Here is a 13,062-nt window from a genome sequence, read left to right on the forward strand (position 1 = left end):
TGAGGAAAAACTAGGCGATAATAATGTATGTTGTTATAATTAAATAAATAGTCCTATCTTAAGGACATTACTAATCCATGGAGATGATTAATTTTGCCTTCACAACCATCAGAGTTAGTCTCTTTTATTACGCAATGGGATGCGAATATTGCAGCAATTGTGCAGAAGATGGAGGAGCTAATTTACCAAGACCCGGCGAGTTCGATTGTAAAGGCAAGACTTCTTGTTGAGGAGATTCTGAAGCAAGTCTTTCAATTTGAAAACATTGTACCCCAGTTTAACTGGAGTTTAAATGACAAGATGGTTTTTCTGAGTAATAAAAATATTCTTTCTGGCGAAATTCAGAAGCTGTTTCATACTGTACGTTTAACAGGGAACAAAGCAGCACATACGGCTAACTTTGAAGACTTAAGTGAAGCGATTAAATTACATAAAACCATCTACTTTATTTCGAAATGGTTTTACGAAACCTATATGACAGTTCAAACTTCAGTTCCTGCTTATGAATATCCCAAACCAACATCGGAGAACTCAGAGGAAATTAAGAATCTTAAAGATAATGTCAAACGAATTATGGAAATGATCCGAATTGAGCAAGAAATAACACCCAATAAATTCGCAGTGTCAGTGAAATCAATCAGAAATGCTAGTCTTTTAATTTCAGATCTTTCAGAGGGGCAAAGTTATTTATTAAGGGAACTCCGCAGGTTGAAAGATTCATCCAGAGAAGCAATTGAAAATTCCAATTCGTTCAGCAAATATAAGGAATATCTTCATATTGAACGGAAAGTGCAGAAGGATTTGGAGAACAGTCTTCGCAAGAGACAAAGCATCTCCCAGGCGAGCCTTATTCTATTATGTGGAAGTGTTGGTGATGGTAAGTCCCATTTATTGGCCTACTTGAAGGAGAATAAGCCTGAACTGCTGGAAGGTTACACGATTTTTAATGATGCTACGGAAAGTTTTTCTCCATCCAAAGATGCTATGGAAACCTTACAGGATATCTTGGGAGATTTTTCAGATGAGCGGATTGAAAAATCAGATAAGAAGGTTATTTTGGCTATTAATATGGGGATACTCCATAATTTTATATCTTACGAACATAATAACTTTACATATGGCAGGCTGGAGAATTTCGTTGAAAACAGTGGTTTATTCTCCTCTGAAAAAATAACTGCTTGTTTTAGTGAAGAGCAATTTGATCTGATTAGTTTTAGTGACTATCATCCCTATGAATTGACTCAAAAGGGTGTAGAGTCTCATTTTTTCAGTACAATGCTGGAAAGGGTATTCTCATTTGAAGAGACAAATCCATTTTATCTTGCATACAAGGAAGATATTTCGAGGAATTATAAAACAATGATGCATGAAAACTACCTTCTTCTTCAAAATAGTTTTGTGCAAAAGCAGATTGTACAGCTCGTAATTCGAGCAATCATTAAGTATAAATTAGTGATATCTGCTCGGGCATTTCTTAATTTTATTGCCGATTTGGTTGTGCCTGATTTTCAAACTTCATATGATTTTATGGATACCTTTCAAAGAATGGAGCAAGCTGTCCCTTCATTGTTGTTTAAACGCCGCGAACGATCATTTATTCTGAAAGCTATTTACGATCTTGATCCTATGCATACAAGAAGTTCAGATACAGACAAACTAATCATTGAATTGAATACCTTGAGTGATTGGTCTAATATTACGGACATTTATATATTGGATGTTACAGCCAGGAAATGGCTGAATTTTTACAAAAATACAGAAGAAGAAAGGTTTACGCATTCTTCGTTTGCCCTTTTTTCAGAGTTCATATTACGATTGGCTTTTCTGACAAATGAGGAATTCTCAACTAAGACAAAACCAGTAATTTATTATAAGTATATAGAGAGTCTATATGCTTTAAATGTAGGTGACCGAAAAGGAATTAGGATGCTCTACGAAGAGGTTAAAGAAGTTATTCTTAAGTGGAAAAACTCCCCTGCTAAGGATTATGTTTATATCAGCAAACAAACAGAATCTATTCGGATTGCGCAAAAATTAAACCTTAATCCTGATATTTCTCATATTCAAACATTGATTAAAGAAAAACTCGAAACCTTTAAAGCATCTTTATCTGTAGCATATCGTTGTAAGAACCAGTTGGTAAACTTAGAAATTGATTATGCACTTTATGAATTATTGCAGAAAGTGTTGAGTGGATACTGTCCGAACAAAAAGGATGAAGAAGACGCTATTAAGTTTGTAGAGTTTGTTGAGAAACTAATGAATTACGGGGATAAAAATAAAGAGTTACTTGTGCATTACCCTCAAGATTCTCGAATATACAAATTTTACAAAGATGACTTTTCTGCTTTTGTCTTTGAAAAGGAGTGATGGATGTGGCTATAGAAATGAATCTCAGTGAGCTGGAAAAAGCATATAAGAAAAAGCATGAAACACCAGGTCAAGTAAGAAATATATTGCCGTTTGTCACTACTTTGGGCAGAGAACTTAAAGATGATTTTAATGACTTAATGGGAGAGTATGTGAGACAGTTTTGTAAACATACCATAAAAGAACAACAGAAAAAAATAGATGAAATTGAATTTGAAGATCCACTGATTGCTAAGTTGACTAGTCAAATTGATTTTAGGAATGAAGCACAGTTAGATTTGGAACGATTTTTAAGACAATTCTTATTTGGAGCTAATCATGATATGAAGGTGTTCCATCCTTATATTTACAACTTTCTACCAGTACCTGAAAAAGAGAACTATCGCAAATTCTCCAAATTCATTGCTGATGTGCTTGTAGGGGAAAACAGTGAAGTAGTGGCAGTTTTCAAAGATAAACAGTCGGAGGACATCTTAACGGAGCTGATTTTAAACAATCTTGAAGTCAAATCACATGAAAATAAAAGTAAGGGCAGTTATCAAAACCTTTTGCCCTTCCTATCCGCTCTTTATCAGGACGATCTTCTTTTTATAAGTAAACACAGGGATTATTTCCTATCACATTTTTCATTACTTACACATTTTTATTCATTTATGTACCTTTGCCAAATTTCGTATAAGTTCGAACAATTTGTACTAGGTGATTTCTCCCAAGCTTCCCAATTTTATTTTGCGCTAGAATGGGAACCACTAAGTAAGAGACGAAAATCAACTGAAGAACTTGGTTTTAAGGGTATTAAGGATAAACTTCATCGATTATTTGTCCATTTACATACATTATCACAGTTGAGCATGCAATCAATCGAAGAAAGGGAATTGCCATTTCTTACTTACCCCGATTTAAATAAACAATTTACAGATGATAATGAGAAGAGCATCTTTATTAATAGTTTGAATGATTGGATTACTAAATATTCTTCTATTTTTCCTTCGGAAGAAGAAGACCACTATAAACCGAAAGTGGAAATTGATCAGGCAATGAAAGGTTTATTTGAAAAAGTAAGAAAGGGAGTAAACAGGGAGGCTGCTGAAAGATACGGCAAGAACATTCAGGCTTTTGGTGGCAAAACATTTATTAAAAGCCGAAGTAGCTTAGGACAGGTGTTCAATATGAATCAATCCATGCTGCTCTTACTGACTGCAATTTGTGTGAGGGATACCCGTATGCCCCTTAATTCTCTATTTAATGAGTTTGCCAGAAGAGGAGTTGTCTTTGACCGCCTCTCTAAGAAAGCTATTATAGATTTATACGATAGTTTGAATATTCTTGACAAAAAAAGTGACAGTGGAGATGCTCAATATGTCAAACCCATTCTTTAAGAAAATAGCACAGCTACTTTTTAGCTTTTTTCAGGAGGAACTTAAATCACCTGGCGAACGTTATTATCTTCAGCTTGACCATTCAAGTGATGTCAAGGACCTATTAGAGGCCCTCAATAAGCATCCTCATGTTAAGCAATTTGTTTATCAGCATGAATTAGGACAAGCGTATACAACATTTGCTATTGATTTTAATGATATACAGCTAGTTATTGCGTCTACTTCTGATTCAGTTAAACCCGATTTTTTAGTTACTTTGAGAAATCAGGTGGGAGAACAAAATGGAGTTTGGGAAAATACAGCTCTGCTTAGTATTGTTTCCTCACAGCTGGATTCCATTCAAGGGGGAAGTAGCGATCTTCAGAAAGAAGGCATGCCTTTACATGCGCAATCTTTGGTTGCACAGTTAAAGAAAGAGATTGAAATCAGCACTCTCAGCAAGGTTGAGCAGATTATTCTTCTTGACCGTATGGAATTGACATTACAAGAACAAATGTATCAGCAGATTACATTTTTTGATTTTGAAGAAATTTTCAGAATTCTGACAGCAGGCTCTATATATGATAAAGACTATAAGATGCTTGGTTTGTTCAAGGACAATGAATTAGATACCTATAAAGGCAATAAGCTCAAGGAACGCATTGAATCAAATCGTGATTTTTTTAGTTTCGTAAATAACATACACGATTTTGGACTTGATCCAGATGAATTGGATAGGAAATTCTCTGCCAAGGGAAGAGAAAAGTTAGAAAAGGAAGATTGGACGGAAGTTTCTTTTTCTGAGGTTCTTAAATATAATCTGGAGCAAATGAGCAAGAATAAAGTCAAGGTAGAACTGAAGGACTTTATATCAAAAGATAATCTGGTGATTTGGAACAAACCTGCTAAAGAAACGAGTGCAGGAGCAAGAAAACGCCATATCATATTATTTAATCCAAGAAGGTTAAATTCGATTCAATTATCTGCAGTTTTTTCTCTTGAAGGTGAAGAGATTAAAGGCTTACATGATTCCTATATCTTTTCCAAAAGTTCTCAGGTTAGAGTTAGAGCTGCAAGAACAGCATTACAAATAGAAATTGATGGAACCTCTGATAGGTGCATTTTTGCCAAAGTAGAATATAAGCACAACAAAAAGCCGGCACTTGGGGCGGAATTTAATATTGCGATTCTACCAATCGAGCCTGAATTTATCGAATCCTACAGAACTTCTTATTTAATTGATTCCCGGAACAAATTCATAACGCTACAATATGAAGGAAGTCAACTTATTTTTGGTGAAGGCATTGAAGAAATGACGGTTGAAGTTATTCAGGATGGTCAAGAGGTGTCAGCTCCTCCAGAGTGGAGACTGATTATTCAGCCACAGCCAGATGCTTTTAATGACGAAGAAACACTTTCTCTGAATCTAAATACTCCAAACGGTACTCGTATTCCATTAAAGCTCATAAACGAGCTTCCTGAATCAACGCCTATTACTGGAATGAGACTATGGAAGTTGAAACGGGAAAACCAAAAGAGCATTGAATGGATAAATAATCGTCTAATGCTCGGAAATCGGGAGTTCTACACTCACAATGATTATAGGCAATTTTTCGAGTGGGAGTTGAAATGGATTGAGGAAGGATACAAATCGGCAACTTATGAATCAGGGAACTTAATCCGAATTAATCTTGAGTTAGATGAAGATCTTCGAGAAGCCTACAGCCGATTTATTAACCAGTTTAACGTGACCAGGAATATTCCGAGCTTAACTTATTATTCTGGAGAATTTGTAAATCGGGCTAAGGAATACTTAGAAGCTTTTATTAGAGTCATCCATTCCTTTAAAGAAAATAGAGAAGCCGGATCCCGTGGCAGAGACCTCTTTAAACTTGGTGTCATAAAATCCAGCAATTGTATTTATATGACTCCGTTTCATCCATTGTTAGTTGCTTACCAACTCCAGCTTAATGACCTGCTGGGACAAGAAGATGTGGAGACCAATATTCTGAATAGGCTGAGACCTGATGCGCTGTTGCCCTTCCTATTTGATGAGGACCAAGAAGAGCGGATTTACAAGCCTGAGCCACAGACTAAACTAATGGAGTGGTTGATTTACAAACCTGTTAATCAGGTCTCGGTATCGGATGCCAACAAATACCTTGCCAAAGTTATTGAAGACAAGTTATATCAATTTGAAGAGCATTTCGGTTATTTATTTGCAGAGGGCTCACGTGCTCCGTTAAAAATAAATCTCATTCATATTGAAAATGACCTTGAGGTGTTTCGAGGTATTATCCATTGGATGTTGAAATCCATTGAAAAAAAGGGTTTAGAAGAAGTGAAAAATGTAGAACTTACTTTGTATAGAGGAAAGGGTACTGAAAGTATATTTGACCAATTCTCAAGAGTGGAATCAGCAGAAGAATTTCAAGAAAAATTCGCTATTGAACTCTCTTCCAAACAATATGATTCACAAGACTTGTTAAGAATCATCCGTATGACACTTAATTATTATAAGCAAGAAGAAAATTATGATTACAAATATGCACATATATCCTTCTATAAAATGTTGGCTCAAGAAAAAGATGCCTTGCAGCCTATGAATGAGATGATCGCCGGAGTAGCTTTGGAGGGGTTATATTCTTTTGTACCTGCAATGAAATCGGAGGAAAATTATCGGAGTGGATTTGGTACCAAAGGCTATAGAATTGAAACCAATAATCTCCTTATGAATACTGCCTATCACTTAAATGAATTAGCAGCGAACTTGAAAAACGCCGGGAGCAATGTTTATCACAAAGCTGAAGCGATTTATTCCAGAACGACCACGGCAGATGAGACGACACTAGAGAGTATATTTAACATGTCTTATTGGGTTACGTTTATAGATTCTAATATTGATCTTGAATTCTTTAATGATTTCAAGAATCTTGTTGTTATTCATTATAGTGACCAATACTCAACGAGTTCGAAATATGATGCAATCACTGTGACAGACAAATCTCAGCAATATTATTCAGTCATAAGGGATGTATTGAATGAGAAAAATGTTGAAGCCGACGTCGAAAGCGTAAAGAACACAGTAAAGGCTTTTAATACATTTAATGGTGAATGGTTGCTCCGAATTATTGGAAGCAAAGGGCATTATACAAGGGAAAAGCTTAGTATTATCTCAGCCATTAAGTTTTCATTGGCCTATTTCTACCACGCTAATATTTTGTGGGTTCCAATTTCCTTGGAAGAGATCTTGAGAGTGGCGGGTGCGGTTAGCCTAAATAAATCTGAGGGGATTTTCACGGCGAAAAATTTGGGGGTTAGCGGAGCACACAGCGATGATTTACTGCTAATTGGATTGGAGAGTCATCCTGAAAAACTTAAAATGCATTTTTATCCAGTTGAAGTCAAAATAGGACAGAATAATAGTGGGGTTCTCAATAAAGCAAAGCAGCAGGTAAAGAAGACGAAAAAAGTCATTGTTGAAGCTCTAACTACTGAGAGTCATCCGTTTACGAGTATGTTTTATCGTTATTTTTTCGCTCAGCTATTCATAACAAATGCTCAAAAGCTTAGTCAGGGAAAGTTCTGGCCGGAGAGAAAAGGGTATCAAATTCCTATTGATACTGTTGAGAAGCTCTTGAAGGATGATTTTGAAATTGTTAATGATGTCACTCCATTCATAGGTGATGGAGCTGTCCTGTCTTTTGAGAGGGATGCATACCTGAGAAGTTCCAGTTTAGAAGATGGCGTTACCTACCTGAGTTTACCTGAGGATGATGGGTATAATGGTTTAACTAAATCAATGGAAAGCATGAAGATTTGGATTCAGAATCGGGATAATGATTTCATTAAGGAGAAAATGTTATCCTATTTATTCGAAGGAAACTTAATTAATCAAAGTTTTGAAATCGACAAGATGATCATAGAGGCGGCAGTATCAAAAGCAGAAACTGAAAACCCAATTAAAGAGATTCAAGAGGTAACGGAAAATAGTGCCAACTCAATGCAAACAAAAAGCACTAGTGTGCTGCCTTTGGAACAAATAAGAGTATTGATCGGGAAAGCTGAAAACAGCGAGCGAGAGATCTATTGGGAGTATGGACATGGTGATCTTGCAAACAGACACTTATTAATTTCCGGAAAATCAGGACAGGGAAAAACTTATCTGATTCAATGTTTACTGTTGGAGTTGTCTAAAAAAGGAATTTCAAGCATAATTATCGATTATACAGAAGGATTCTTACCGAATCAGCTTGAACCCGAGTTTATTCAATATCTAGGCTCTAAGCTTACCCAAAGGATTGTATTTAATGAAAAATTCTCAATGAATCCATTTCGGAGAAATGTACGAGAAATCGGAGGGATCACCCTTCCAGAGGATAATACGGATATTGCTGAACGAGTCAAAAGTATCTTTGCATCTGTTTACAAGTCTCTAGGAATTCAACAGCTGAACGCCATTTATGATGCAATTCAGCATGGCTTAGATCGTCATGGTGAGCGATTCTCTTTGCCGCTATTGAAAGATACACTTGAATTGGATGGGTCAAGCTATGCTAAAACAGCTTTATCCCAAATTCGGCCTTTAATTGACCGTAATCCATTCGTTGAGATTCATCCAATAAATTGGAGTGATGTGCTAGAAGGCGATGGAAATGTGTATATTATACAATTAACGGGATATCCAAGAGATGTGCAGTTGGTTCTAACGGAGTTTATTCTTTGGGATTTATGGAATTATTCAGTACGAAATGGAAATAAAACTAAACCGATTCCACTAATATTAGATGAGGCCCAAAATTTGGATCATAGTGAGAATGCTCCTTCTACAAAAATTCTTACCGAGGGACGTAAGTTCGGTTGGTCTGGTTGGTTCGCAACGCAGTTCTTAAAAGCACAGCTTGGAAATGATGAATTGGCACGAATGCAGAACTCATCCCAAAAATTATATTTTGCACAGCCTGAGCAGGAATCCTCGTACGTTGCAGGTAATTTAGCAAATGAACAATTGGATAAAAAGAAAATGGAGCAAAAAATATCTAATCTAAAAAAAGGACAGTGCATCTTCAATGGTCCATTGCTCAAAGAAGATTCTTCACTTTCCTCAACCATTGTAAATGTGGTTAACATTACCTCAATTAAAGACCGATTATAAAGAAGGAAGAGCCGCCCCTATTGTTGGAGGCGCTCTTCCTTCTTTATTGCAGCATTTTAATTCTAAAGTCTTCTAATGAATTTTGGGCAATCATTAAAGTTTGAAATTTTCGAAGTCCCGCTTCGATATAAGTAAGCATGTAATCACTTATTTGCTCATCATCTAGCGGTTTAAGCTGCTCTTGAATAATAAGATGTTTGAAGAGCAGATATTCTTTATCTTTAATTAATCCTTCGGGGATTGTCCATTTTGGTTTGTCATCTTTTTCTGTTTCCAGATTGTAAATACCTGCAGTGATTCCTTTAGCCAGGGCGAGCTTGAGAGCAAGTGAACGCTCCACTTCAGCAAAAATACATAGTGTATCGAGTATTTCTTTTCCTGTTCCGGACAAGTTTTTTTTTCGATTTGACATTAGAAAATCACACCTTTATAAAGTCAAAATAGCCGTCTCGAATGACGGTATATTTCTTATTTTGATCATAGTCCAGCAGGTATTGACGATAGGAATGCTGTTTCATTAAAGAAATGTATTCTTGCGTGACTTCCGTATCTGTAGAGAGAATGATAACCTGTTCACTAAGATTTTTATAATAATGATGGATCAGATGATTTCGATGTTGACTATCCAGGCGGCCTAAGGGGGTATCTATAACCATTGGTAATGAAAGATCAGAAGCTTTGGTTAGAGCCCAGATCAGTGATGAAGCAATCATTTGCATCTCACCGGCTGAGCGGTCATGGATACTGATTTCCTGATGCCGATCGTTGTATAAACGAATGACGTAAGTATGGATATCAAATTCAATTTGTCCGAATTCATCCTGCTTTCTGAACAGTGTTAGAAGCATTTTAGCGAATTCTTCTTTGATAAACTCAGCTTTAAGCTGTGTCATTTCCTGCACATACTGCTTTATGATACTTTCGAGTTTATTGATAACGTTTAATCGTTGAGTAAACTGCTCACTATTGATGATACTTCCGGACATACGAGTAATCTGATTTTGTTGTTTTGACTTTTCTTCTTTGAGATTTTGCAGCTTGGAATTTATACTACGAAATTTGGCATCCATTACACCTATTTTTTTTGTAAGCATATCAATTTTATTGTTTTCATTCTGAAGATCCACTGACTCAGGCGCGTTTCGTAACTCAGTCTCGATAGCGCTTAATGAGAGTTGATGATCTTCAAGCTGATTAATGAGTTGAACCACACTGGACTTACTTGATTTTGTTATTGATGTCAAATAATTAAAATCACTGGTGGTTAAATCATGATGTTCAGAAGTTGTTTGAATGGAATCTTGGAACTTGTTCTCTTTCTTCCATAACAGTTCGCCAGCCTCTCGTAACTGTAGCAATTGTTCATCAGAGAGTGGTGGTGTTATAGGCTGCTGAACAAGCTGATTAAAGAAAGCATAATAAGGAGTCATTTTCGCTTCTTGAAGGAGTTTTCGCTGGCGTTGATCATATTCTTGTTTTAATCTGGTTTGTAGCGAATTGATCTTTTCGCTTAAAATAATCTCGATCGCTTTTTCCTGGATTAAAGAATGAAGTGAGCGTAAGGTGGAATTCAATTTTTCGGAAATCTGGCCTTGCTTTTTAATTATAGTTTCACGAGAGCGCGAATTAAGAAGCAATTTATTATTTCTCTCCATATTAATTTCTTGCAGCAGGTGATTCAACTGTGTGCGATCTTGCAAATTGGATTCTCTTTTTTGTTCCAGAACGCTTATTTCGGCTTCGATATCCTCTAACTTATTTATATAGTTCGATACTGCAGACTGATTTTCAGCTTTGGAAATCTCTGCAACTACGGATGTTTTTAATTTATCTAAATCTTTGATAAGTTGCTTGTAGGCTTCAATTCCACTGATTTTATGTATGGCTTCTTTCATTTCTTGACTGTTCTGACGAAGAATAATATCTTTTATTTCCTCACCATCAAATATGAAAAAAGGAGCTGAATGGTAAGGAATCATTCTATCTATATAGCGGTAATAGGCATTTATATTTTCTACATTTGCCTTTTTTCCGCCCATCATTCCAGGTTTTTTGACGGTGATCTCACGATTTTCATGAACGAGTACCTTGTTATGATTGAAAGTCCACTTAACAATGAGTTCCCATTCTTCTGTTGCATCCAACTCAAGGGTTAGACGTATAGAGCATTCTCGTCCCCCTTCTTCAAAAAAAGTATTATTGAGTACATTGGAGAATTGTCTTTTGTGTTCTGTAGGCGACATTCCTCGTTCACCGAATAGAGCATAATGAATGGCTTTAAGAATTGTTGTCTTACCGGCACCATTAAGGCCACCGACTAGAATAATATTTTGTTGTCCTTTTTCCCTAACATCTTTGGGGATATCAAAGTTGAGCTCTTGTTGGCCGTAATAGGTTTTGTAGTTTTGCAAATGCAGTTTTTTTAAGATCATCGTCTACTCACCTTTGATATCCTTGGAATAAAAATCAATTAATCCAGTATAGTCTTTAAGTCTTACCGCATCAGTTGTATTTTCGTAAGAAAACTTGTTTGCGGATTTAAGCAGTTCATTAACCATTTTCATGGGAAGGTTATGTTCCCTACATAGTTTAGAGAGCAGTTGTAGTTCTTTATCTTTCATTTTTTTCATATTTTCACCTGCATAGTTTAAGTATGATCTCCACTTAAGAGTCCAATGAACTGGTCAATTTCTTCGAGAGTATTGAATTTTGAAAAGGAGATTCTCAGTGATGAACGAATTTCATCCAAGCTACAACCGATGCTTTGCAGGACGTGAGAAGGTTTACTACTGCTGCAAGCAGATCCGCTCGAAATAGCAATATCTTCAGCTATCTTTTTAATTAAAAGTTCATTATGAACTCCCTTGAATCTAATATTTAGTATACCAGGTAATTTTCCGGAAAGTGGAGAATTAAATTGAAGAATATCGTCGAATTTATCCTTAATTTTATTAGAAAAATATTCATCCAGTGTTTCTAAGTGACGAATATTCATCTCCATATCCCTTTTGGCGATTTCAGCTGCTTTTCCGAATCCTACGATAGCGGGGACATTCAAGGTTCCACTGCGATATCCGAATTCTTGTCCCCCACCATGAATCAAAGGTGTAATATGGGTCCGAATTCCCAGTGAATTTTTCTTGATCACAGCAGCTCCTATACCTTTTGGACCGTAAATTTTATGAGAAGAAAGGGATAAGAAATCAATGGGCATACTAGAGAGATTAATAGGAAGCTTCCCCGTAACTTGAGTAGCATCTGTATGGAAAGCTACAGAGTAATTGTTGCAAAGAGTAGAAATGGCATGAATATTATTTATAGAGCCTAACTCATTATTACCCCATATCAAACTGATTAATAGTAAATTATTTTTATGAGAATGCAGTAATTCTTCAAGATCATTAAGATTTACTTTACCAAATGAATCAACCTCAACTTTTATAACGATAAGCCCTTTGGATTGCAGGTAGTCAGCTGTTTCTAGTATAGAGGAATGTTCTGCTTTACTAGTAATAATCTGCTTTCCGGAACCCCAATACTCGTCAGAGAGGCCTTTTAGAATCATGTTGTTACTCTCCGTAGAGCCACTTGTAAATATAACTTCTTCCGGCTCACAGCCTAACAGCTCAGCAATACGGCTTCGCGCTTCATTAACAGCAATCTTTGCTTTTTCAGCTATGGAGTAATATTTGCTTGAGGGATTTCCAAACTGAAGATGAAGAAAGGGAAGCATAGCTTCCCTTACCGCTGGGTCTATAGGAGTTGTAGCAGCATTATCAAAATAGATCACGATAAACTCCCCCTAGTTTTTTCTACGAGATTAAAGATCAGTTTCTGATAATTTCCCGCATATTGATATTCATTCTCCAGCAGCTTCGAACCCCGTTCGAGATGAGCATAAAATAGATCGGGAAAGTATTCTTCATCCGTTATTTCTCGCCCTTCATACTGGGTTATAAGTGCTTTAAATATATAATCGTATGCACCGGTAAGGGTGTTGCGATTGAACTCTAAGCCGCCTTGATCTTTGACACCTGTAAAGGTTAGCATATTAGACTCACGGAGAGATAAGGATACTGATATTCGGGATAAAATATTCGGTGTCAATCCCGTACTGTTTTGCAAAAGTTTCAACCGGTCAGCTGTTGCTTTGGAAGTTCGTAAACGAAACTGCATAGT

At 36.3% G+C, this 13,062-nt stretch carries 8 protein-coding genes; 3 read left to right on the top strand and 5 right to left on the bottom strand.

The features are described 5' to 3' along the window. Positions 1-93: 93 nt before the first annotated feature. Genes dptF through dptH form a run of 3 tightly spaced genes read left to right on the top strand, consistent with a single transcriptional unit; the run spans position 94 to position 8,883 of the window. A complete protein-coding gene (gene dptF, locus ACAN55_RS16815; RefSeq protein WP_379135208.1) occupies positions 94-2,370 on the top strand; it encodes a DNA phosphorothioation-dependent restriction protein DptF in 2,277 nt (758 codons plus the stop codon). Positions 2,371-2,375: 5 nt separating this feature from the next. Beyond that, positions 2,376-3,749 carry a DNA phosphorothioation-dependent restriction protein DptG gene (gene dptG, locus ACAN55_RS16820; protein ID WP_379135211.1) on the top strand — a complete coding sequence of 458 codons (1,374 nt, stop codon included), beginning with the start codon at positions 2,376-2,378 and terminating at the stop codon, positions 3,747-3,749. Continuing rightward, a complete protein-coding gene (gene dptH, locus ACAN55_RS16825) occupies positions 3,697-8,883 on the top strand; it encodes a DNA phosphorothioation-dependent restriction protein DptH (RefSeq protein WP_379135214.1) in 5,187 nt (1,728 codons plus the stop codon). The genes dptG and dptH overlap by 53 nt, the downstream gene beginning before the upstream one ends. A gap of 43 nt (positions 8,884-8,926) precedes the next feature. Here the strand turns inward: dptH and ACAN55_RS16830 are convergent, their stop codons facing one another. From ACAN55_RS16830 to dndE, 5 genes are read right to left on the bottom strand one after another with little or no spacing between them, the layout of a single operon-like run. Continuing rightward, a complete protein-coding gene (locus tag ACAN55_RS16830) occupies positions 8,927-9,295 on the bottom strand; it encodes a hypothetical protein (protein WP_379135216.1) in 369 nt (122 codons plus the stop codon). A 7-nt stretch (positions 9,296-9,302) separates the two neighbouring features. After that, on the bottom strand, positions 9,303-11,315 hold the full coding sequence (gene dndD / locus ACAN55_RS16835; RefSeq protein WP_379135219.1) for a DNA sulfur modification protein DndD: 2,013 nt from the start codon (positions 11,313-11,315) through the stop codon (positions 9,303-9,305). Positions 11,316-11,318: 3 nt separating this feature from the next. Next, positions 11,319-11,513 carry a DNA modification system-associated small protein gene (locus ACAN55_RS16840; protein WP_379135221.1) on the bottom strand — a complete coding sequence of 65 codons (195 nt, stop codon included), beginning with the start codon at positions 11,511-11,513 and terminating at the stop codon, positions 11,319-11,321. A 17-nt stretch (positions 11,514-11,530) separates the two neighbouring features. After that, positions 11,531-12,673 carry a cysteine desulfurase family protein gene (locus tag ACAN55_RS16845; protein WP_379135225.1) on the bottom strand — a complete coding sequence of 381 codons (1,143 nt, stop codon included), beginning with the start codon at positions 12,671-12,673 and terminating at the stop codon, positions 11,531-11,533. Further along, entirely contained in the window at positions 12,670-13,059 is a 390-nt protein-coding gene (gene dndE / locus ACAN55_RS16850) for a DNA sulfur modification protein DndE (RefSeq protein WP_379135227.1), read from the bottom strand. The genes ACAN55_RS16845 and dndE overlap by 4 nt, the downstream gene beginning before the upstream one ends. Positions 13,060-13,062 lie beyond the last annotated feature (3 nt).

The organism is Paenibacillus oryziterrae, from assembly GCF_042610485.1.
GTDB lineage: Bacteria > Bacillota > Bacilli > Paenibacillales > Paenibacillaceae > Paenibacillus_AQ.